2 protein-coding genes are annotated in these 26,854 nt (G+C 50.2%); both read left to right on the top strand.

Annotated elements, in window-relative coordinates:
- The first annotated feature begins 15 nt into the window (after positions 1–15).
- Positions 16–10,551, top strand: coding sequence for a type I polyketide synthase (locus tag CXL14_RS14570; RefSeq protein ID WP_101287859.1), 10,536 nt, complete (start codon positions 16–18; stop codon positions 10,549–10,551).
- Positions 10,541–26,845: a non-ribosomal peptide synthetase gene (locus CXL14_RS14565; protein ID WP_101287857.1), complete on the top strand. Its 16,305-nt coding sequence runs from the start codon at positions 10,541–10,543 to the stop codon at positions 26,843–26,845. Before CXL14_RS14570 ends, CXL14_RS14565 begins: the two co-directional genes overlap by 11 nt.
- Positions 26,846–26,854: the final 9 nt, after the last annotated feature.

The raw sequence follows: 26,854 nt of genomic DNA, 5'->3' as shown, positions 1-26,854 counted from the left end.
GAGGAGTGGGAAGGAATGATATCGGAAAAAATCAATATCTCACTGGATCATCCCATCATGAAGGGCCATATGGTCTTTGGTGAAGCGGTATTGCCCGGTCTTGCTTATATCGATTTGATTTATCAGGTTTTTCAGGAACACGGTTATGTATACAATGAGCTTGAATTGAAGCACGTTACGATTTATCAGCCTTTAACCGTCAGTGAAACGGCTGCAATCATTCTGACCATTCAATGTTCTGAAAGCGGAGATGGAAAGTGGCTCATCTCCCTTTCGGGGCAGAAACAGCAAGGTGATGAGCTGTCAGACAATATACAATATGCGACGGCTGAAATGGTGAAAAGAGACGCTGTGACATTTGACGAAACCATTGATTTCGGCGATGTAAAGCAGTCAGGCAGATCTCTGAATCTTGATGACATGTATAACCGCTGCCTGGATCATGACTTGGTTCATTCCGGCATGATGAAATCGAACGGACGATTGTACGAAACAGAAGGCGGCATGCTGGCTGAGCTTTCTTGCGAAAAAGGAAAGGATTTCTTTTTATTCCATCCGGCCCTTTTGGATGCGAGCGGAATCGGGGCGAGCGGTTTGCTTTCTGATACAAACCGGCTTCATCTGCCTTTATATTATGAATCGTTCACGGCCGCCGACAGGCTGCAATCAGAGTGCACGGCGCGTATCGCCGCTTCCGGCGTCCGTCAGGAAAAAGAACTCACAACGATGACAATCGAGTACTTTAGCCGATCCGGACAAAAGGTGGCGGAGCTTAAAAACATTACGGGAAAAGCGGTTCGGCTCGAAGAAGACGCGAATACAGCCGAACAGAATCAACAGGCTGCAACTGAGCCGGAAAGCACAGATGAAAAAGACATCATTCTGTTTTTAAAGAAGCTTTTGGCTGATAAGCTTGGTCAGCCTTGGGAGACGCTGGACGTTCTTGCCGGCTACTATGAGCTTGGGCTGGATTCATCTTCTTTGCTTGAGATTGTACAGGATATCAGTAAAAAGACGGGTGCGGACCTCGCGCCCACTCTTCTCTTTGAATATACAAATATAAAAGAACTCGCAGCCTTTTTGAAAAAGACCGTTTCATTTGAATGTGCGGAACGTGCAGCCGAACCATCACGGTTTGAAGCTGAAGCACCGGACGCGCCAGAACATCATAAAAACACCGGAGACATCGCGATTATCGGAATGGCCGGCCGCTATCCGAAAGCGAAAAGTGTGGCGGAGTTTTGGGATAACCTGAAGGCAGGCGCGGATTGCATCACTGAAGTTCCGAAGTCCCGCTGGGATTGGAAAACATATCAAAACGTAACGTCCCCGTCAGGAAAAACAGTATCAAAATGGGGCGGTTTTATTGACGATGCCGACTGCTTCGATCCGCAGTTTTTCAGAATCTCACCGCGTGAGGCGGAAATGATGGACCCGCAGGAGCGTCTGTTTTTAGAAACATGCTGGGAAACGATTGAAGATGCGGGGTATACGTCTGAAACGCTGGGGAATAAAGGAGAGAAACAGCATCCGATCGGCGTATTTGCAGGGGTGATGCATAAAGATTATTCCTTAATCGGCGCAGAACAATTATCTGAGACTGATCCGTTTCCGGTTTCACTGAATTATGCGCAGATCGCCAACAGAGTGTCCTATTATTGTGACTTCCACGGGCCGAGCATCGCGGTGGATACCGTTTGTTCCTCATCATTGACCGCCGTTCATCTGGCCATTGAAAGCATCCGCCGCGGCGAATGTGAAGCCGCGCTTGCGGGAGGGGTGAACTTGTCGCTGCACCCGGCGAAATATCTCAGCTACGGGAGCGTGGGCATGCACTCAAGTGACGGCCGCTGCCGTACATTCGGCGAGGGCGGGGACGGCTACGTTTCCGGAGAAGGAGTCGGTGCGGTCTTGCTCAAGCCGCTGGAAAAAGCCGAACAAGACGGCGACCGCATTTACGCGGTCATTAAAGGAAGCGCCGTTAACCACGTCGGGAAAGTAAGCGGAATTACCGTCCCGAGTCCTGCTGCACAGGCAGAAGTCATTAAGGCCTGTCTGAAAAAAGCAGGTATCAGCCCGCGGACCGTCAGCTATGTGGAAGCCCATGGCACGGGTACCTCGTTAGGAGACCCGATTGAAATTGAAGGTCTGTCAAAAGCGTTCAGCCAAGGGACGCAGGATCAGCAATTTTGTTCCATCGGTTCGGTCAAATCAAATATCGGCCACGCAGAATCAGCGGCGGGAATCAGCGGGTTAACAAAAGCGGCGCTGCAGCTTCATCACAAAACGCTTGTCAAATCACTGCATTCTGCGGAATTAAATCCTTACCTGAAATTTGAGGGATCTCCTTTTTACGTACAGCAGCAGACTGCTCCGTGGAAGCAGCCGGCAGCCGAAGAAAACGGTAAAGTCACACATTATCCGCGCCGGGCCGGACTCAGTTCCTTCGGTGCATCAGGTTCGAATGCCCATATCATTTTAGAAGAATACATTCAGCCTGAACAAAAAGCGCCAGCACCTGAGAACGAGGCAGCAAAACTCATCCCGCTGTCAGCAAGAAATAAAGACAGGCTTCTGGCCTATGCGGAAAAACTAGCCCGATCGCTTTCAGAAAAGACGGTGCTGTCTGAACTGGCTTATACTCTTCAGACAGGACGTGAAGCAATGGAGGAGAGAGCTGTCTTCCTTGTAAATGACACCCGCGACTTGAAAGAAAAGCTGAATGATTTCGTAAAAGGAAACGAAAACATCCCCGGTCTTTGGCGCGGACAAGCCGAGCTGCCGGAACTGAGCGAACCCGCTCCCGAGACGGATGATCCGATACGGCTTGCCGAGTTATGGGCAGAAGGGAAAACAGTAGATTGGAATAAGCTGTACGGTTCATATAAACCGCGTAAAACAAGCGTTCCGACGTATCCGTTTGCAAAAGAACGCTATTGGATTCCGCAGCAGAAAAAACAGGAGAAAAGCCCGTCAGGCACAGTGCTGCATCCGCTTTTACAAGAAAATACGTCAGATTTTTCGCAGCAGCGCTTCACGTCTCTTTTTACGGGAGATGAATTTTTCCTATCTGACCATGTCGTCAACGGACAAAAAATACTGCCGGGTGTCGCCTATTTGGAAATGGCCGCAGAGGCGGTCAAAAAGGCCGCTGCCGTGACGGAAAAAGGCCATAGCGTCACACTCAGACAGGTTGTTTGGGTCCGTCCGGTCATGATTGAAGATAAACCGAAAGAAATACATATTGTCCTTTACCCAGAAGATAATGGTGAGATTACCTATGAAATATACAGTGAGGCAGAAAACGGCGAGGAACCGGTTATTCACAGCCAGGGTGAAGCGATCATTACCGAACAGGGCAGCGCCCAGATAGATATCGAGTCTGTCAAAGCTTCCTGCAATTTAGGAATCGTGACTGCGGAAGAATGTTACGGTGCTTTTGAGAAGATCGGTCTGGATTACGGAGAGGCATACAGGGGCGTACAGCAGTTGCTGCTTGGAGAAGACCGATTATTGGCCCGTATTTCACTCCCGGCTGCCGTACATGACAAAAAAGAACAGTATACGCTTCACCCGAGTATGATGGACGCCGCTTTTCACGCTTCCGTCGGTCTGCTTGTCCGCTCAATACATGACGATGCAGACAGCCACGAGCTTTCTTTGCCGTTTGCGATGCAGGAAGTGGAAGTGTTCGGGCCGTGCCCTGAACATATCTGGTCATATATCCGGTACACAGAAGGCAGCAAAGCAGATGACAGCGTAAGAAAATTTGACATTGATATGTGTGATGATGCCGGTACGGTTTATGTCCGGATGAAAGGCGCGTCCGTCCGGGCGCTTGACACAAGCCAAACAGCGGGCGGAGAAACCGCGGAGGCGCCTGTCGGCCATACGATGCTGATTCCGGCTTGGGAGCCTGTTGCGCTTGAAAAAGCCGGGGAAGCAGCGGTGGATAAGCAGACGGCAGTATTCGGCGGAACGGATTCGAGACATACGCGCATAAAAGAACATCTGCCGAACGCTTCCTATTATCCGATCAGAGGTACGGATGATATCACATCTCTTACGCACATGCTTGAAGGACAAAAAGAACTGAAGCAAATCATTTGGCTTGCTCCGCAGGCTGAGAGTGCGGACAGCCTCAAGGAACAGGAAAGGAACGTCCTTCATGTGTTCAAGCTGATGAAAGCATTACTTGCCTTAGGGTACGGAGAAAAACGTTTGGACTGGTGCATCGTCACAGCAAATGCCCAGCCGTTTTCGGATCAAGACAGCGCCGACCCGTCACAAGCCGCAGTCAGCGGACTTGCCGGAACAATGGCGAAAGAATATCCGCATTGGCATATCCGCATGATTGACACAGAAACGGACGGCAGCTGGCCGATCGAAGAGGCGCTCAGTCTTTCTGCCGGGAAAAACGGTCAAATTTGGGCGTACCGCAATCAGCAGCTGTTTGAGCGGCAGCTGATACCGCTTGACAATATGCCGAAAAACGGCACGCTGTACCAAACAGGCGGGGTTTATGCCGTGATCGGAGGCGCCGGATATCTTGGCGAGGCATGGAGTGAATACATGATCCGCCGCTACAAAGCACGCATCATTTGGATCGGAAGAAGCACACTGAATGATTCCATACAGGCGAAACTCGACCGGCTCAGCGCATTCGGCCCGGCGCCTGAATATGTTTCCGCCGATGCCGCCGACAGTGCTTCCTTAGAGTTGGCTTATCAGTTCATAAAAGAGCGCCACACAAAAATGAACGGAATCATCCACTCGGCAATGGATCTGTCTGAGCAAAGCTTAAATAATATGAAGACAGAAGAGTTCAAATCGGTGCTGCGGGCAAAAGCCGATGTAAGTGTGTCCATGGCGGAGGTATTTGGACGGGAGCCGCTTGACTTTGCGCTCTTCTTCTCCTCGCTTGTGGCATTTATTCATAACGTGAAACAAAGCCATTATGCCGCAGGATGCGCTTTCAGTGACGCATTTGCGAAGGAACTTGATCAGACATGGAATTGTCCGGTCAAAGTGATGAACTGGGGCTATTGGGGCAACAGCGAAGCGGCTGAAGACGATGATTTTATTCAGCTGATGGATCAGATCGGATTGGGATTGATCGAACCGGACGCTGCAATGGAGGCGCTTGAAACCCTTATGACGCTGCCGATTGATCAGGCGGCCTTCATTCATACGACCAAACCGGTCGCAGTCGAAGGGATGAATGAAAGAGAAAAGATTTCCGTTTATCCGCCTCAGCCGCTTTTCTTTTCACAACAGCCGAAGGTCGCTCCGCCCGGCGCACGTCTTGTTAGAGAGGCTGAACATCAGGAGCTCGATGATTTTCTGTATCAGCTTTTGATCGCCCAGCTTAAAGAAGCAGACTTGCTGACGCCGCAAAGCCTTAAAGCGTATGAGCCCGAACACGAATACTTTAAAAAATGGCTCAATCAAACGATCGCTTTCCTTCTGGAACATGGCTATCTGGAAGGGAATGCGGATTCATATAAACTGTCGGCGCGAGCCGAAAACACAACCGCCTCGCTATGGCAAAAATGGGAGCGGGAAAAAGAGGAATGGCTCAATAACGCCGATACAAAAGCGATGACTGTTTTAGCCGAGACGATGCTTAAAGCACTGCCGGACATTCTGCGGGAAGAAGTGCCGGCGACAGACATCATGTTTCCGCACTCTTCAATGGAACTTGTTGAAGGAATTTATAAGCACAACCAAGTCGCGGATTACTTTAACAGCGCCCTGTCAGATACATTAACGGCTTATGTGAAAGAAAACATCAGCAAACATTCAAAAGCCGAGATCCGCATCCTGGAAATCGGAGCGGGCACAGGCGGCACAAGCGCAGGCATATTTGAAAAGCTTAGGCCGTATCAAAACCATATAAAGGAATACTGTTACACCGATGTATCGAAAGCTTTTCTCGTGCATGCGGAGACGGAATACGGCAAACGGAATCCTTATCTGACGTATCAGCTTTTTAACGCAGAAGTGCCGCTTGCCGGCCAGGATATAGAGCCGGGCGCATACGACATCGTCGTTGCGGCCAATGTGCTTCACGCGACGAAAGACATCCGCCAGACGCTGAGAAACGCCAAAGCCGTTTTAAAAGACAACGGTTTGCTGCTCTTAAATGAAATGGCGGGAAACAGCCTGTTCCCGCATATTACTTTCGGACTGCTTGAAGGCTGGTGGCTGCATGAAGATTCTGCCCTTCGTATTCCGGGGTGCCCGGGCTTGTATCCGGAAAGCTGGAAACGCGTGTTAGAAAGTGAAGGCTGGCATTCTGTCTTCTTCCCGGCGGAAGCGGCACATGAATTAAGCCATCAGATTATAGCGGCAAAAAGCAACGGCATTGTTCGCCAAAAAACGCTTAAATCAGGGGCCGAAAAACGGACCGCACCGCCAAAAGCAGCGCAAGCGCCGGAACTTCAGGCGCAAACAACGGTGCAAAAAGGCGACACGTCTTTAACAGAAAAAAGCACCGAGTACTTGAAAACGTTAATCGGAGAAACATTAAAAATTCCGCCGGCTCAAATTGATCCGAAAGCGCCGCTTGAAAAATACGGAATTGATTCTATCGTCGTCGTACAGCTGACAAACGCGTTACGAAATGTATTGGACCAAGTCAGCAGCACTTTATTTTTTGAATATCAGACGATTGAGGCGCTCGTCGCTCACTTAATCAAAACGAAAAAAGACGCGATGATCAAACTGACGGGACAAACGCCTGTTCAGGAAGAACGGAAGGCATCACCAGAACCGCAGGCTGTACAGCCGGCTAAGCCGCTTCGCACTGACTGGCGGCGGAGGGAAAAACGGGCAGCCAAAGAGACGGTCCGGCAAAGTTCGGTTCGCGACGTGGCCATCATCGGTGTTTCAGGACGCTACCCGCAGGCAAAAACAGCGGCTGAGCTTTGGGCTAATATTAAAAAAGGAAAAAACTGCATAGAAGAAATCCCGCGGGAACGCTGGAACTGGCGGGATTACTACGATGAAGAGAAAGGTAAAGAAGGCTCTATTTATACGAAATGGGGCGGCTTCATTGAGGATATGGACAAGTTTGATCCGCTGTTCTTTCAGATTTCTCCTTTGGAAGCAGAGCGAATGGACCCGCAGGAGCGATTATTTTTAGAAACGGCGTATGCGAGTATCGAGGATGCCGGCTATACGCCTGACAACCTGTGCCAAAGCAGAAAAATCGGTGTTTTTGCCGGCGCGATGAACAAAAACTACCCGACAGGCTACGGCTATTGGTCCATTGCCAACAGGGTATCTTACCTTTTTGATTTCCAAGGGCCGAGCATTGCCGTTGATACAGCCTGCTCCTCTTCTTTGACGGCTATTCATCTGGCGCTTGAGAGCATATACAGCGGTTCAAGCGAATGCGCGATTGCCGGTGGCGTAAACATAGTGACCGACCCGATCCATTATATGAATCTGTCAGTCATGAACATGCTTTCCGCAGGCGACACGTGCAAATCGTTCGGAGACCGCGCGGATGGTTTTGTCGACGGAGAAGGGGTAGGAGCGGTCGTGTTAAAGCCGTTAGACCGAGCGATTGCCGATAACGATCACATTTACGGTGTGATTAAAGGAAGCACCATTAACAGCGGAGGCAAAACGAACGGATACACCGTTCCGAATCCGAATGCGCAGGCCGCCTTAATAAAAGAAGCTTTCGAAAGAGCAAACGTCCCGGCGCGCACCGTCAGTTATATTGAAGCCCACGGTACGGGCACCGCATTAGGAGATCCGATTGAAATCGCCGGATTAATGAAAGCATTTGAAGAGGATACAACAGACAAACAGTTTTGCGCCATCGGCTCCGCAAAATCAAATATCGGCCATTGTGAGAGCGCCGCGGGCATTGCGGGTCTGACAAAAATATTATTCCAGCTCAAAGACCGCCAAATTGCGCCGTCCCTGCACGCGGAACAGCTGAATCCGAATATTGATTTCGCGTATACGCCGTTTGCCGTTCAGCAGGAGCTCGGTGAGTGGAAACGTCCCGTCATCGGCGGCAGAGAGCTTCCGAGAAGGGCGGGGTTAAGCAGCTTCGGCGCGGGAGGAGCAAACGCCCACCTCGTCATAGAAGAATATACGGCAGACAAAGAGCCTGATGAAACGCCGGCAGATCAGTCCGCCATCATCGTCCTGTCCGCGAAAAACAGCGAACGGCTCACTGAAAAAGCAAAACAGCTCAGAGACGCCATCCGTGAAAAAAGATACAGCGGCAGCGACCTTATGAGCATAGCCTTTACTCTCCAGACTGGCCGGGTGCCGATGGAAGAGCGTCTCGGCTTTATCGTTCATTCACTTCATGAACTTGAGGAAAAACTGAATGGATTTATCGCCGGACAAAACAGCGCCGGACTGCACCGTGACGGCACGGAAGAAAACAAACGGATGCTTGCCGTATTTTCGGCGGATGATGATATGGAAACAATCATAGACGCTTGGATCAGCAAACGGAAATATTCTAAGCTGCTTGAGCTTTGGGTAAAAGGATTGGACATCGATTGGGCGAAATTATACGGAGACCGTCCTCCGGCCCGCATCAGCCTGCCTGCTTATCCGTTTGCGAAAGAACGCTTCTGGCATCAGCAGCCTGTACAAAGCAAGGCCGCGCCCGTTAACGCGCCGGCTGACGAAAATGATCCGGCGGAACAATTTGAAGTAATGACTTTTAGAGAAGTTCTTAAAGAACAGGCTCTGCCGGCAGCCGGAGAAAAGCAAGTCAAAACGGTGATTTCTTTCTTATCTGATCAGAAGAAGCAGCAGGAAGCCGTCTCTGTGGTCAAATCGTATGACAGTGACATTGACGTTATTTTTATCGCTCAGGGAGACCGGTATGAGGCTCTGTCCGCCGGCCGCTGCCAAGTGGTGCGGGAAGATCCGCAATCATATGTGAACGCTTTTGCGGATATTCAAAAAGAGTACGGTGAGGCTTCTGCCATTTTGTATTTATGGGCGCTTGAAGATAAAAGCTGCATCGAAGATTATTCATGTATCGTCCATATTCTCAAAGCAATGGCTGAGACCGGTCTGCAGCCGGAAAGGCTGTTATTGGCGGGGGAATATGCATCCGGTCTGGAAAGGTGCTACTTGGAATCATGGATCGGCTTTGAGCGTTCGCTCGGCATTGTTCTCCCGAAAACAAGTGTTACCGGCCACTTCAGAAAAGCCGGTGCGGCCATAACGGACTGGGTGAGAACCATTTGGGACGAGCTGAAAGCTGAAACAGACCATACTGTTTTCTTGGAAGAGGGAAAACGATATGTCTATCACATCGAACCAACCGGACTAACGAAAGAAAACAGCAGGATCAGAACCGGCGGAACATATCTCATTACAGGCGGATTAGGAGGGCTCGGCTACTTATTTGCCCGCCATCTGGCCCGGAACTACCAGGCAAATGTCATTCTCACGGGGCGGTCGCCGATCAATGAAGAAAAGAAAGAAAAAATGAAAGACCTGGAAAATCTCGGTGCGGGTGTTCTTTACGCCGAAGCCGATGTTTGTGATCCGATCGGAATGGGCGACTGCATCAAGCGCGCGAAAGAACGATTCGGAGCCATTCACGGCGTCATTCATGCGGCGGGCATCGAAAGCAGAACATCCGTCTTTGAAAATGAAATCGGGAATTTCCGCAGTACGCTTGAACCGAAAATAAACGGAAGCCTGCTTCTTGACGAGTGGCTGAAAAACGAAACGCCTGATTTCATCTGCTACTTTTCATCCACATCTGCTGTTTTAGGAGATTTCGGCTGCTGTGATTATGCGGTCGCGAACAGGTTCCAAATGGCGTATGCCCGCTATAAAAACGAACAATCAGAAAGCGGAAACGCTTTTGTCATAAACTGGCCGGTCTGGAAAAACGGCGGAATGGCCGTCGGCGGTGAAGAGACGACGGGCATGTACCTGAAATCAAGCGGTCAGCGCCTGTTAGAAACAGATGAAGGCATTGAGCTTTTTGAGCGCATCATTTCTCAAGACAACACCCAGTGCCTTGTCATTGCCGGCGAAAGAAGCCGTGCCGAACGATTTTTAGGCATACGGCGGGACGATTCATTAAAAACGGATGCGCTTTTGGAAACCGTGAGCCGCCGCATCTCGGAAGAAAGCGCGGAAAAACGGCTCGAAGCGGATTTGAAAGAGCTGATACACAGTCTGCTGAAAATATCTAAAGATAAACTCGTCCTGCATAAAAACTGGGCGGAATTCGGATTTGATTCCATCTATTTAGCCAAATTTGCCGCTCTTTTGTCGAGTCATTACGGCATTGAAGTCACTCCGGCGTTATTTTACAGCTATGCCACGCTCGGAGACGTCATCAGCTATTACCTGACAGAACATAAAGAAACGATCGAAACGTTTTACCGAACGGAAGAAACCGAAACAGAAGCCGCCGCTCCGGATAACAAGGAGTATACGGATCAGGAGATCATCGCCATGATGAAACAGGTCTCTGAGGGGACATTAGATTTTAAAAGAGTGCAAGACATCATAGAAGGGAGTAAGACCTATGAATCATAAAGAACTTCTCGATGCCTACAGATCAGGAACGCTCACCATCGCTGAAGTAGAACAAAAGCTTCAGGCTTCTAAGCGGACAACTGCAAAACGTCCGCTTTCAGAAGGCCAGAAAGGTTTGTGGATGCTTCAGAAAATGTTTCCGGAGATGAGCGCATATAACATTCCGTTATGCTTTCGTTTTCAAAAGCTGGATGTCGAGACATTCAAAAACGCCCTTTTGTCCGTGCAGCGCCAGCACCCTATTTTGACCAGTGTGATAAAAGAGGAAAACGGCCTTCCGTATCAGATAGAAGATACGGATCGGCATTTTCCGATTGAAGAAATGGATCTTTCCGAATTAAGCGGGCGTGACGCTCTTTCGTTTATTAAAGAAAAAGCAAAAGCACCGTTCTCGCTTGAAACCGGGCCGCTCCTGCGTGTTCAAGTATTCCGGCGGGCGAAGCGGGAGCCGATTGTGTTAATTACCATTCACCATATCATTTTTGACGGCGTCTCTCTTATGACGTTTATGTCGGCGCTGCTGGACGCTTATGTAAAAGCAAGTGAAGGCAAAGAACCTGTCATGCTTCAGCAGGCCGCAGATTATCATGACTTTGTGAAATGGGAAAAAGAGCTGCTGGAAAGCGAAGCGGGAAAAACGCATCTGTCTTATTGGAAAAAGCAGCTAAAAGGACCGCTGCCGGTGCTTGAGCTTCCGTCGGATTATCCGAGATCATCGGTTCAAACTTGCAGGGGGCAGGCGTATCAGCGCTTGCTTCCTGATGAACTGAACCGGCAGATTAAAGTTTGCGCCCAAAAAAATAATGTCAATGAATCCGTTGTGTATCTCGCTATTTTCAAAGGACTGCTCTATCAATATACGAATCAGGAAGATGTCATCGTCGGCATGCCGACGATGGGGCGTTCTGAGGCTCAATTTGAATCTGTCATCGGATACTTTATTAATATGATCGCGGTCAGAAGCAGGGAGACGGGCGCCAAATCTTTTACGTCGTTTTTGAAGGAGCTGCAGCTGACACTGGCAGAAGGGCTGGACCATGCCGCGTATCCGTTTCCCGCGCTTGTAAAAGAATTGAAGACGGAACGCTCGCCTGCGGTGTCGCCTGTTTTTCAAACCGCGTTTTTCTATCAAAACTTCTTCCGGACAGAAGGAGCGGAAAAGCTGGCGGAACTATATCAATCACTCGGCATTGAAATGATAGAAGACATTCATCAGGAAGGCGAATTTGAGCTTGCGCTTGAAGTCTATAAAAAAGAAACGGGAACCGTCCTGCAATTTCTGTACAACCCGGATGTCTACAGCCCTTCTTTCATCGAACGAATGGCGGAGCATTATATGAAACTGGCAGAAAAGGTGCTTTCTGATCCGGAGATCGCTTTTGAAGCCTGTTCCGGCCTGCTCAATCAAAAACGGGATGAAAGCCGTTTATCCCATCAGCCGAATGAGCGCTGCATTCATGAAGTGTTTGCAGAAAAAGCCGGACGCCACCCTGACAGAGAAGCCGTCACATTCGGTGAAAACAGTCTTACATATCGCGAATTAGATGAACGAAGCACGGCGCTCGCTGTGTACCTGCAAGAAAAGGGCGTCACACCGGAATGCCCGGTCGGCATTTGTACGGAGCGTTCTTTTGAGATGGTCATCGGCATCCTCGCCATTTTAAAAGCGGGAGGCGCGTATGTGCCGCTGGACCCGGCTTTTCCAAACGAACGGATGGCGCACGTGTTGACTGACAGCGGCGTTTCGATCGTATTAACGCAAGCAAAGACGCGCGGCATGATTGAACAGTTGGCCATCGGCGGTGTGAGCACGGTGGAAATTGAAAACAGCGGACGTTCTGTCAGCGGGGCAAAACTGACGCCGCGTTCAAAACCGTATCATCTCGCTTATATTCTATATACGTCCGGAAGCACGGGAAAACCGAAAGGCGTCATGGTTGAGCACAGAGCCATCATGAATACGCTGCAGTTTTTGGAAGCTGAGTATCCGGTCGCACAAGAGGATGCCTATTTGTTAAAAACGAATTACGTATTTGACGTTTCGATTTCTGAATTATTCGGCTGGTTTATCGGAAACGGACGGCTTGTCATTTTGCCGCCTGGTGCAGAAAAAAATCCGCAGCTTTGCATGGAATACATCCAAACCCACCAGGTCACGCATCTGAATTTTGCGCCCGCCGTGTTTAATGTATTTCTGGAAACGGTAAAGCGGCATACGGCATTTACAGAAGACGGCCCTGTGAAATATGTGATGGTGGCCGGTGAGGCGTTTCCGAAAGATTTAGTTAAAAAGTCAGTTTCCATCTTCAAACATGCCAGAATTGAAAACATATACGGCCCGACGGAAACATCCATTTATGCCGCTTACTACAGCTGCGGCCAAAAGGAAATCACAAGCAGGAATACGCCGATCGGGAAACCGATTCACAATACGCGGCTTTATATCGTCGATGAAAAGCTCAGCCCCGTCCCTGACGGTGTGGCCGGGGAGCTTTGCGTGGCCGGCGCCGGTCTGGCCAGAGGTTATTACAATCAGCCTGAGCTGACGGCGGCATCATTTATTGATAATCCGTTTAGTGAAGGAGAAAAGCTTTACAAAACAGGTGATTTGGCCAGATGGCTACCTGACGGAAACATAGAATATGCCGGCCGGATTGACAGTCAGGTGAAAATCCGCGGCTTCCGCATCGAATTGGGAGCGATTGAAACGAAATTGAACGAACATCCGGACATTCTTGACCAGGCGGTAGTTGTTCAGGAAAAGAACGGACATAAAAAGCTGATTGCTTATTATATGGCCCGCTCCGGTCATACGGCAGATGAAAAAGCGCTCCGCAACCATCTTTTATCAAGCCTGCCGGATTATATGGCGCCCGCCCATTTTATCCGCCTGGATGCGCTGCCGTTAACACCGAGCGGAAAAGTGAACCGCAAAGACCTAAAACAGCGCAAGGTAATCGTTCACCGGTCTGAAAAGACGGGCAGACTGCCGTTATCAGAAGCGGAAGCGAAAGTGACCGCAATATGGGAAGACCTGCTGAATACGGCGGGCATCAAAATCGAAGACGGCTTTTTCGATGTGGGAGGCGACTCGCTTCTGGCTGTTGCGGCGGCAGAACGCATTAAACAGGAGCTGGAATGCGATTTTACCGTCACGGATTTATTCGAACACTCTACCATAAAGGCGATCAGCCGATTTATTGTTGAAACAAAACAGGCAGCTGAATCAGAGGTGTCCGGCCAAGATGAAAGAGAAAAAGAACATACACCGCAAAACGGGATGCCGTCTTACTTTGATGACAGTGTGGCGATAGTGGGGATCTCCTGCCAGTTCCCCGGCGCGAAAAATCATCATGAGTTTTGGAAGCAGTTAAGAGAAGGAAAAGAAAGCGTCCGGTTCTACTCGAAAGAAGAACTTCGGAAAGCCGGCGTGCCTGAAGATTTGATCGAAAATCCCGACTATGTGCCGGCATTATCGACGATAGAAGGAAAAGATCTCTTTGACCCTGAGTTCTTTCACATTTCTCCGAAAGACGCAGAATTTATGGACCCTCAGCTTCGGCTTCTGCTGGTTCATTCTTGGAAAGCCGTCGAGGACGCGGGATATGTATCGAAAGAGATTCCGAAGACAAGCGTATATATGTCGGCAAGCAATAATTCGTATCGGTCGCTTTTGCCGGAAAAAACGACAGAAGGCCATGAATCTCCCGACGGCTATGTGTCATGGGTGTTAGCGCAGAGCGGCACGATTCCGACGATGGTTTCCCATAAGCTCGGATTAAAAGGGCCAAGCTATTTCGTTCATTCCAATTGCTCATCATCATTAGTCGGTCTTTATTCAGCCTATAGAAGCATAACGAGCGGAGAATCAGAATACGCGCTCGTCGGCGGAGCAACTCTGCATGCAGCGACCGGCATCGGCTATGTGCACCAAAACGGATTGAATTTTTCAAGCGACGGGCATGTCAAGGCATTTGACGCTTCAGCCGACGGTATGGCGGGCGGAGAAGGAGCGGCCGTCATTCTGCTGAAAAAGGCGTCACAAGCCGTTCAGGACGGAGATCACATATACGCCATGCTCAGAGGCATCGGTCTGAACAATGACGGAGCGGATAAAGTCGGTTTTTACGCACCGAGTGTAAAAGGCCAGACTGACGTCATCCAGCATGTTTTAGACAGCACGAATATTCACCCGGAGACGATTTCCTATATCGAAGCGCACGGCACAGGAACGACATTGGGTGATCCGATTGAAATGTCCGCGCTGCAGCAAGTGTATAAACGTTACACGGACCGGGAGCAGTATTGCGGGATCGGCTCCGTAAAAACGAATATCGGACATTTGGATACAGCAGCAGGTCTGGCCGGGTGCATCAAAGTCGCCATGAGTTTATATCATCGGGAGCTGGCGCCTACCATTAATTACACGTCACCGAATCCGAATATCAAATTCAGCGGTTCGCCGTTTTATGTGGCGGATAAGCGAAAACCGCTTCCGGAGAGAGAGACGCCGCACCGCGCAGCGTTAAGCTCATTCGGACTCGGAGGAACAAACGCCCACGCCATTTTTGAACAGTACGAAAACAAAACGATCAGCGGATCAAAGGACGGACAGCCGCCTTTTATCGTTCCGCTGTCAGCGAGAAATAAGCAGCGTCTTACTGCCTATGCATCTTGTTTATCCGGCTTTCTGGATGAAGCCGAAAACGATGTTTCCTTGCATGATCTGGCATTTACGTATCAGACCGGACGTGAAGCGATGGAAGAGAGAGCCGTTTTTATCAGTCATGATCGTCACGATTTGAAGCGTCAGCTGCAGGATTTTATCAACGGCAATGACCAAAACATCTTACGGGGCGAAAAAGTGAGAAGCAGAGAAGTGTCAGCTCAGGAGATGGAAGAGCTTGCGTCATGTCAGACACGGGATGAAAAGCTGAAAGCACTCGCGGCGCTCTGGGTTGAAGGAGCGCGTGTCGATTGGGGCTTATTGTATCAGGATTCCGCGCCGCAAAGAATCAGTGCGCCGACCTACCCGTTCGCAGAGGAGCGCTTCTGGCCGGAGGAAACTGTGAAGCAAACGGATACCAAACTTTTGCATCCGTTGGTACATCAGAATACATCTGTCTTGCAGGAGCAGCGGTTCAGTTCGGAATTCACGGGAAAAGAGTATTTTATTGCCGAGCATATCATTAAAGGAATGGCGATCGTGCCGGCTGCCGTTACCCTTGAGATGGCACGGGCCGCGGCGGAGAAAAGCATCGGCGGGGCAACAGAGGATTCTCTGGGCCTGCGCTTAAAGAATATTGTATGGGTCCGCCCGGTGATAGCCGATCAGGAGGCTGTCCGTGTCCATATCGGACTTTATGAAGAAGAGGACGGAAAGATTCATTACAGAATGTACGGGGGTAACGATTCTATCGGTGAAGAAGCTCCTCTTTATAATCAGGGCATCGCTGAAATCATCCGGAAGGAACCGGAGGAAGCGGCGGATATTGAGCAGCTGAAGCGCCGGTGCACACAGGGAACAATCGAATCTCAAGCGTTTTACAAAGGAATGATCGGTGCTGATTACGGGCCCGGATACAAAGGGGTGCAGCTTGTATACAAAGGCGAAGACCGGCTGCTTGCTAAATTGAAGCTTCCTGAATCCGTCTCTCATACAAAAGCTGATTATATCCTTCATCCGAGTATGATGGACGGTGCGCTTCAGGCCGCCGAATATTTGCAAAACGTGACGAGAGCGCTGCTTACAGAAAGCGGGGAACCATTCAAAGCCGCATTGCCGTTTGCTTTAGAGGAGCTGGACGTTCTGAAGCCGTGCGCTGATGATATGTGGGTGCACGTCACATTCAGTGCGAACAATAAAGCCGGCGATCCTATCCAAAAAGCCGATATTGATCTATATGACAATAACGGCGGGCTTTGTGTGCGGATGAGAGGTTTCTCAACGCGGATCATGGAAGAAAACTCGGGTGCCGGCATTTCGGTCAGCCGTACGGACACATTGCTCGCTGAACCGGTCTGGAAAGAGCAGCCGGAACCGGCGGCCCACGAGCCTTCGTATGAAGAGCATATCATTTTCCTTTGTGAGTACGATGAAGCTGTAAAACAGGCCGTGGAAGCAAAGCTTGAACATGCAAGCGTCATTATCTTGGACGATCGTCCCGCATCTATTGCAGAGCGGTATCATTCTTATGCGGGCCAGCTGTTTGACCATATCAAAACCATAATGAAAAGCAAGCCGAAGGGCCGCGTTCTTTTTCAGGCTGTTACGCGGTCAGCAGGCTTACAGCAGGTGTTCTCAGGCATTACCGGCCTCTTCAAAACCGCATGCCTTGAACATTCCAAGCTGATCTGTCAAATGATCGAAGCCGAGGAGGAAGAACGTGCTGAAGGCATAGCGGAAAAAGCGTCCGAAAACCGTATGCATGCCGAAAGCGTCCATGTGAAATATGAAAACGGCAAGCGCTTTGCCGCTGATTGGGAAGAGATGGATATTTCTCAAGCGGAGCCGGACATTCCGTGGAAAGACGAAGGCGTTTATCTCATTACAGGAGGTGCGGGAGGTTTAGGTCTGATTTTTGCAAAAGAGATCGCAAACCGTACAAAAGACACCGTCATCATACTAACCGGCCGGTCCGCTCTCAGAGAAAAGCAGAAAGACATGCTGGAAACAGTACGTGCTGCCGGCGCTTCTGTTTTCTTCGAGCAGACCGATGTCACGGACGAAGCAGAAGTATACCGATTGATCCGCAATATACGCAAACGGCACGGCAAGCTGGACGGGATTGTTCACAGTGCCGGCATTATAAAAGACAACTACATGGTGAAGAAGACGGCAGAGGAATACCAACACGTTCTCGCTCCGAAAGTGAAGGGCCTTGTGTATCTTGATGAAGCGTCACAACATGAGAAATTAGATGTCTTTATTGTCTTTTCATCCTTATCAGGTGTGCTTGGAAGCGTCGGCCAGGCTGATTATGCGTCTGCAAATGTCTTTATGGAGATGTATGCCGAGTACCGCCGTTCTTTACAAGCCGCAGGACAAAGATACGGAAAGACGCTTTCTGTCAGCTGGCCGTTATGGAAAGAAGGCGGAATGCAGGCAGGAAAGCAGACGGAAGATATGCTGATGCAGGAGGCGGGAATCGCACCGCTCGGCACAGATGCCGGCATCAAGGCTTTATATCAAGGCTTGATGAGCGGGACAGCCCGGATGACGGTTCTTGAAGGAGATGTGAAACACATGATAGCAAAACTGTTCCGCAAAGAGAATGATCATCCGGAAACAGAGACCGGCGTACGTCATGACATTGATGCTGACAGCCTGCTTGAAAAAGTGAAGCATCTGTTAAAACAGCAGACGGCCTCACTGTTAAAAGTAAACATTGACAAAATTGATCCTCATGAAGAAATGACAAAATACGGGCTGGATTCTATCTCGATGACTGAGTTTACGAACCAGTTAAACAAAACGTACCGGCTTACATTAACGCCGACGATTTTCTTTGATCATCCGACAATCCATGAATTTGCCGTTCATTTAATCAGTGAATACGAAGAGGAATTTGCCGGACGGTTTGCGGTAAATACAAAAACGGTTCAATCGGCAAGACCGGTAAAAGAGACTCAAATCACGCGCCCGGCCGTTAAGCGACGCCGCACTCTGCCTGAGACACTTCCGCAGACAGTGCAGCGGGACCAAGGGCCGGAACCGATCGCAATCGTAGGCATCAGCGGGATTTTCCCGATGGCAGAAGACATTGAAGCTTACTGGCAGAACCTGAAAGAAGGCAAAGACTGCATGACCGAGATTCCGAAAGACCGCTGGGACTGGCGGGACTATTACGGGGATCCCGCAAAAGAAGCCAATAAAACAAACGTCAACCAAGGCGGGTTTATTGACGGAATTGCTGAATTTGATCCATTGTTTTTCGGGATTTCACCGCGGGAAGCGGAGCAAATGGACCCTCAGCAGCGACTCTTGCTGACGCACGCGTGGAAAGCGATTGAAGATGCCGGATATGCGTCAAAGAGTCTCTCAGGCACAAAAACAGGTGTGTTTATCGGGACCGGAAATACCGGCTACGGTTCGCTTTTAGCCAATGCCGATGCGGAGATTGAAGGGTCATCCGCGGCGAATACAAGTCCGTCTGTCGGACCGAACCGTGTCAGCTATACGCTCAATCTGCACGGGCCGAGCGAACCGATTGATACCGCCTGCTCAAGCTCGCTCGTTGCCATACACCATGCCGTTTCTTCAATTGAAGAAGGAACGTGCGACATGGCTTTGGCGGGAGGAATCAATACGATTGTTCTTCCGGATGTGTATATCAGTTTTGACAAAGCGGGCGCGCTGAGTAAAGAAGGAAGATGCAAAACGTTCTCTGATCAGGCTGACGGTTTTGCCCATGGTGAAGGAGCCGGTCTCTTTTTCCTCAAAAAGCTGAAAGCCGCTGAGGCGGATGGGGACCACATTTATGGCGTCATTAAAGGAAGCGCGGTGAATCACGGCGGCCGCGCGGCATCTTTAACAACGCCTAACCCGAAACAACAGGCGGAAGTCATTAAAGCCGCATATAAAAAAGCGGGCATTGATCCGAAAACAGTCTCTTATATCGAAGCGCACGGCACCGGAACAGAACTGGGAGATCCCGTTGAAATTAACGGCCTGAAACAAGCGTTCAGCTCGTTTGCAGACGGAAAAGAGAAAGCGGCCGGCTATTGCGGCTTAGGGTCGGTCAAAACGAATATCGGCCATTTATCCCTTGCCGCGGGAGCAGCGGGCATTATTAAAATTTTGCTGCAGATGAAGCATCGGACACTAGTAAAAAGTCTCCACTGTGAGACGGTAAATCCGTACATTCAGCTTGAAGACAGCCCGTTTTATCTGGTGCGGGAGACGATGGAATGGAAGACGCAGACGGACGAACGCGGGAACGAACAGCCGCGCCGCGCGGGCATCAGCTCATTCGGCATCGGAGGCGTAAATGCCCACGTCGTCATCGAAGAATACATCCCAGAAGACAGAGAGGAAGCAGATGATTCTCATATCGATCCATGTCTTTTCGTTCTGTCCGCCAAAAATGAAAAACGCCTGAAAGAACAGGCAAAACAGCTGAAACGTGCGCTTACTGAAAAACGGTACGATCAATCCTCCCTCGTTTCTATGGCATATACCCTCCAAATCGGAAGGGACGCCATGGAAGAACGCCTGGCGGTTATTGCCGGATCCGCAGAAGAACTGCAGGAAAAACTGTCACAGTTTATCACTGGAGATAAGCACGCGGACTTGTACAGAGGAAGAATAGACAAAGGCACGCTGCAAATGCTGACGGAAGATGAAGAAATTCAAGAAGCCGTTGAAAAATGGATGGCCCGCGGCAAATACGCGAAGCTGCTTGAATTATGGGTCAAAGGGCTGAACGTCGATTGGGCGAAGCTGTATGGAGACCGGCCGCCTAAACGCATGAGCCTGCCGTCGTATCCTTTTGCAAAAGACCGTTATTGGGCGGCGAAACATACCGGAAAACACGAAAAAACAAGCACTGTATCTGCCGGAAAACAAGACGCGCTTCATCCGCTTCTGCACAGAAATACTTCAAACCTTGCAGAACAGCGGTTCAGCTCAATCTATACAGGAGAAGAATTTTACCTTGCGGACCATGTTGTAAAAGGCGTGCCGATTTTACCGGGAGTGGCACATCTTGAAATGGCGCGCGCAGCAATGGAACAGGCATCTGAAGTTCCGGCCGGACAAGGAAGCGTCAAGCTTAAGAATACGGTTTGGGTGCGGCCGATCACCATTGAAGACGAGCCGGTTCATGTCAACATCCGTCTCATTCCTGAAACGGCAAATGACGTTCAATTCGACATTTACAGCGGCCGGGACACAGATCAGCCGTCTGTTTACAGCCAAGGGGCAGTATCAGTCCGCCCTGACGCAAAGGCTCCGGTCATTGATCTCCAAAAGCTGAGATCAGAATCCGCCGAGACACCGTTTTCTGCAGATGAAGTGTACGATATGTACCGCAAAATCGGTTTTGATTACGGCCCGGCTTTCCGGGGTGTCAAAGCGATTTATACAGGTGATGATTTCGTATTGGGCAGACTGTCACTTGATGCGGCTTGTGCGGACACGGTACAGGAGTATGTCATGCATCCGGGCTTAATGGACTCTGCATTGCAGGCATCAAGCATATTAACCGGAACAAATGATGAAAAACTGATGCTTCCGTTTGCGGTTCAGGAGCTTGAAGTATTCAGCGCATGCGCTGCGGAGATGTGGGTTTACGCCAGACTTTCAGAAGACCACAAAGCCGGCCAGATTGAAAAACGCGATCTTGATATTTGTGATGAAAACGGCAAGGTTTGCGTAAGGCTGAAAGGTTTGTCATTCAGAACGGCTGAAAAAGAACCTGAGAAAAAAGAAAAAGCTCCGGAAACGCTCATGCTTGAGCCGGTATGGACCCGAAGCGATGAAACCGCCGTTCAAACGGAACCGGTTTTTGCCCGGCATATCGTGTTGCTTTGTGACACAGACGCAGGATTGAAACAAGCCGTTGAAGCCGCGGGAGCTGAATGTATTGAAATGACCTCCCCGCACGGGAAAGCGGCGGCGCGCTTCCGTGATTATACAGGACGGATATTGGAGACGCTGCAAAAACTGCTGAAGGAAGAGACGGATGGAGACGTCCTCATCCAGACGGTTCTCTCTAAAACAGATAAGCATCAGCTGCTCTCAGGGATTTCAGCTCTGTTAAAAACAGCCGGCCTGGAACATAAAAAACTGAAAACCCAGCTGATTGAAATAGAACCGGCGGAAAACGGCAGAATCACAGACATCATCAGAGAGAATAAAATACGGGCTGCTGATGACAGCCATATCAAATATGAAAACGGCATCCGATACAGCGCAGATGTCAAAGAAACGGCCGTGTCCGGCGGCAAAATACGCATTCCGTGGAACGACGGAGGCATTTATCTCATTACCGGAGGAGCCGGGGGCTTAGGCTTTATTTTCGCGAAAGAAATCGCCCGCAAAGTCAAAGAGCCGACACTGGTTTTGACAGGCCGTTCCGCTTTAAGCGAGAAACAGCGGATGCAGCTGCAATCGCTTGAATCACTCGGAGCAAAAGCGGAATACAAGCAGGCTGACGTAACAGACGCTCAAACTGCGGCAGACCTGGTCAAAACAATTGAGACGGAATATGGCGGCCTTCACGGCATCATTCATAGCGCGGGTGTGATGAAAGATCAGTATATCGCAAAGAAAACAACCGAAGAGTTTTACAGTGTATTGGCTCCTAAAACGGACGGATTTGTCAACCTTGATGAAGCAACCGAGCATTTAGCGCTGGACTTTTTCATCGTTTTCTCATCCATTTCCGGCGTCACCGGGAATGCGGGACAGGCGGATTACGCGGCGGCAAACGCATTTATGGACAGCTATGCGGCATACCGCAACGCGCTGGTTACGGCAATGTACCGCCACGGACATACATTGTCGGTCAATTGGCCGCTTTGGAAAGACGGCGGAATGCAAGTCAATGAAGAAATGGCGAAGCTCACCGAAAAAAGAACCGGTGTAACGCCGATGCGCACTGAGACCGGAATAGAAGCTCTTTACAAAGCATGGAGCACGGGGAAAACAAGCGTGCTCGTCATGGAAGGAAACCGCGCCGTAATGCGGGAAAAGCTGCTTCAAAAGACTCCTGCAGCCGCTTTTGCACCGGTTAAGAAAACGGATGAAACGCCTGCGCCGAAAGACCTGACGGCAAAACTTCAGGAATTGCTGGCAAAAGAGGTTTCCGGGCTTCTGAAAATAAACATTGAAGAAATCGATATCGAATTGGAGTTTAATCAATACGGATTTGATTCCATTACGCTGACGGAATTCGCCAACAAGCTGAATGACACTTATCAGCTTGATCTGACACCGACCGTATTTTTTGAATATGCGACGATTCAAGCCTTGGCGCATCATTTAGCAGAAGACTATCAAACACAATTTGCCGGCAGCACACAGCCGAAAGAAGAAAAACAAAGCGGCGTAACTGATGATGGCGGCATCAGACTGGCAGGTAACAAACGATTTGCAAAAACTGCCGTACAGCCTGTTCAGACTGCGGCTGAACATAAACCGGAACCGATCGCCATTGTCGGCATGAGCGGAGTGTTTCCAAAGGCCGCAAATATTGATGAGTATTGGCGCAACTTAGAAGAGGGAAAAGATTGTATAACAGAGGTTCCGGCGGATCGCTGGGACTGGCGTGAGTATTACGGTGACCCGCTTAATGAAGCCAACAAAACAAATGTAAAGTGGGGCGGATTTATCGACGGAGTTGCGGATTTTGATCCGCTGTTCTTCGGAATTTCACCGCTGGAAGCCGAACAGATGGATCCCCAGCAGCGCTTGTTAATGATGTATGCGTGGAAAGCGATAGAAGATGCGGGATATTCCGCTAAAAGCCTTTCCGGCACGAAAACAGGCCTGTATATCGGCACGGGGAATACCGGATACGGCTCACTGTTTTCCGACCTGGATATCGGCGGTGCGTCAGCCGCAAATATGAGTCCGTCAGCGGGGCCGAACCGCGTCAGCTATATGCTTAATCTGCACGGGCCGAGTGAACCGATCGACACGGCTTGTTCCAGCTCGCTGGTCGCGATTCATCACGCCGTATGCGCCATTGAAAACGGGAACTGCGATATGGCGATCGCCGGCGGCGTGAATACTGTCGTCACACCGCAAGGCCACATCGCTTATGACAAAGCCGGCGCTCTGAGCAAAGAAGGGAAATGTAAAACGTTCTCCGACAGGGCGGACGGATTTGCCGTCAGTGAAGGTGCCGGAATTCTGTTTTTGAAAAAGCTGTCAGAAGCGGAAAAAGCGGGCGATCATATCTACGGTGTCATTAAAGGCAGCGCGGTCAACCACGGCGGACGCGCGAACTCCTTGACGACACCGAACCCGAAAGCCCAGGCGGAAGTCGTCAGAACGGCTTATGACAAAGCAGGCATTGATCCGAGAACAGTCACTTATATAGAAGCGCACGGAACCGGAACGGAGCTTGGCGATCCGGTCGAAATCAACGGCCTGAAATCCGCCTTTCAAAAGCTGTACGAAAAAACAGGCGATCCCGCCGTTTACGCGAGTCACTGCGGTCTGGGATCGGCCAAAACCAATATCGGCCACCTGTCACTGGCAGCCGGTGTCGCGGGTGTGATCAAAGTGCTGATGCAGATGAAGCATAAAACACTTGCAAAAAGCCTCCACAGCGAGGTCATCAACCCGTATATCAAGCTGAAAGACAGTCCGTTTTACATCGTACAGGAAAAAAGAGAATGGACGGCATTGAAAGACGAAAACGGCAATCATCTGCCGCGCCGTGCGGGAATCAGTTCTTTCGGCATCGGCGGCGTAAACGCCCATGTCGTCATTGAAGAATATATCCCGAAGGTAGAAAGAAAAACAGCTGTTTTCACACACCCTCAAATCTTTGTGCTGTCGGCCAAAGAAGAAGAGCGTCTGCAGGAACAGGCGCAGCAGCTGGCGCAAGCTCCTTTTACGGATGCGGATCTTGCCGGTGTTGCTTACACGCTTCAGCAGGGACGGGATGCGATGGAAGAAAGAGCGGCCATTATCGCTTCCTCGGCCGAAGAACTGCGGGACAAGCTAAAGAGCTGTGCGAAAGGACGTTATGATATAGCGGGCATTTATAAAGGAAAAGCGGGTAAAACCTCCCTGAAATCCATTCTGGCAGGCGCAAACGGCGAAGCGGATATCGAAGAGCTGATAAGCCGCCGAGAGAATGACAAGCTTGCGGAATTATGGGTGCAGGGCGCGGATATCAAATGGGACGGCTTATATTCTGATATCAAGCCCCAACGGATGAGTCTTCCTGCTTACCCGTTTGCGAAAGAGCGGTACTGGATCACGGACAATCGGCCGAAAGCAGAGAAACCGCAAGCTGTGCCGACGTCGCGGGTGCTGCACCCGCTGCTTCACGAAAATGTATCAGATTTAACAGAGCAGCGGTACCGATCCGAATTTACGGGACAAGAGACGATTTTCACCGATCATCTTATTAAAGGCAAGCCGGTTATGCCGGGCGTCGCCTACTTGGAAATGGCTAGGGCGGCGGTTGCTCAGGCAGTCAAAGGGCAAAAGGAACGTCCATCTGTCACCCGCCTGAAAAACATCGTTTGGGTTCGGCCGATCGAAGCGGGAAACCGCCCGATTGAAGCGCAAATCAGCCTGAACCCGAGGGAAAACGGTGAAATCGTGTATGACATTTACACGGATTCACAAACAGAAGCAAGCGGCAGGCAGATACACTGTCAGGGGGCTGCCGGCATTCTCAGCGCCGGGGAGGCTCCGCACCGTGATATAGGCGCACTGAAAGCTCAATGCGGCCTCAGTATACTGACTTCTGAACAGTGTTACGGCTTATTCAGCAAAATCGGCATTGACTACGGTCCCGGACAACAAGGAATTCAGCACATTCATATCGGAAGCAATCAAGCATTAGCTGAGCTCCGGCTGCCTTCCTTCCTCGAAGAAACGGCAGATCAATACGTTCTTCACCCGTGTATGCTTGATTCAGCTTTGCAAGCGACAATCGGTCTGAAGCTGCACGCAGATGATAACCAGCTGTCACTGCCGTTCGCCCTTGAAGAACTGGACATTTTCAGCCCGTGCACGACAAGCATGTGGGCGTACGTCAGCTCCCGGGGAACGGATGAAAAAATACAGCATATGGACATTGACTTATGCGATGAGACAGGCCGGGTCTGTGTCAGAATTAAAGGGATTTCTTCCAGAATGATGGAAGGCCCCGCGCCGGAAACATCATTAAATGGAGCAAACCTTCTGGCTCCGGTGTGGGATCTCGCGGAATTCCGTGATCAAAGCCCGGCATATAAGAAGGAAGAGGTTGTCTTTATCGCGGGGGATGAGGAAAGCGCGGTTTTTCAATTGCATCATCCTTCTGCGAGAAGGCTCCATATCACCCCGGAGGATGGAATAGAGGCTGTTGCGGCTGAACTGAAAGCAAGAGGGTCTTTCGGGCATATCGTATGGATCGCTCCTTTTCACAGCGCTGATGACATGGTAAAAGCTCAGGATGCGGGCGTCATCCAGATGTACAGAGTGATTAAGGCCATGCTTGCTTTAGGATATGGAGGCAAGCGAATCAGCTTGACTGCAGTCACAATAAAAACACAGTCCGTACAGCCGGCGGACATTATTGATCCGGCTCATGCAGGCATTCACGGTTTGGTCGGCTCGCTCGCAAAAGAGTATCCGAACTGGCAAACAAGGCTGATTGATGTCGGATGTCCGGAAGATGTTTCAAAGGCGGAGCTGTTCTCAGCGCCGTTTGATGAGCAAGGCAATACATGGGCGTACCGGAACAATCACTGGTACAAACAGCGCCTTATTCCTGTACAGCAGCCGGTGTCAAGCCGGCCCGCTTACCAACAAGGCGGCGTTTATGTCGTCATCGGCGGTGCGGGGGGCATCGGCGAGGCATGGAGCGAATATGCCGTGAAAACATATCAGGCGCGAGTCGTTTGGATCGGCAGACGAAAACATAACAGCGCCATCCAGGAAAAAATCGACAGACTCAGCCAATTCGGCCCGGCGCCGATTTATATTGAAGCTGACGCGGCAAATCCGAATGAGCTCACACGGGCGTATGAAACGATCAAACGCACGCACCCGCAAATTAACGGAATCATCCATTCCGCAATTGTTTTAGAGGATCAGAGCCTGAAAAATATGCCGGAAAGCCGTTTTAAAAGCGTGCTCGCTGCAAAAGTCAATGTCAGCGTGAATATGGCCCGCGTGTTCCAAAATGAGCCGCTAGACTTTGCTTTGTTCTTCTCATCTGTTCAATCATTTGCACGAGCGGCCGGACAAAGCAATTATGCTGCCGGATGCAGTTTCAAAGATGCCTTTGCCGCTCATTTGGCTCAAGTTCGGCCGTATTCGGCGGCAGTGATGAATTGGAGCTACTGGGGCAGTGTCGGAATCGTATCATCTGCCGAATATCAAGAACGGATGAAACAGGCGGGAGTCGGATCAATTGAAGCGCCGGAAGCAATGGCGGCGCTTGAACGATTGCTCGGCGGCCCGTTGAATCAGTTCGTCATGATGAAACAGGCGGAAGAGCCGGAGGAAAAACCGGAAGAAATGATAGAAGTATACCCTGAACATCACGGCTCGGCGATGCAAAAACTGCGAAGCTATCAGCCTAAAGTAACAAGACATGTACAACAATTGAGTTAAGGAGGGGAC

The sequence above is a fragment of the Bacillus sp. SJ-10 genome (genome assembly GCF_002843505.1).
Classification (GTDB): Bacteria; Bacillota; Bacilli; order Bacillales; family Bacillaceae; genus Bacillus; species Bacillus velezensis.
The sequence above is the reverse complement of the archived record's forward strand: the minus strand, read 5'-3'. Positions and strand labels throughout refer to the sequence as shown.

Coding starts and splice junctions, on each gene's coding strand:
- CXL14_RS14570 (WP_101287859.1), top strand. CDS start 16: ATGATATCGGAAAAAATCAATATCTCACTGGATCATCCCATCATGAAG.
- CXL14_RS14565 (WP_101287857.1), top strand. CDS start 10,541: ATGAATCATAAAGAACTTCTCGATGCCTACAGATCAGGAACGCTCACC.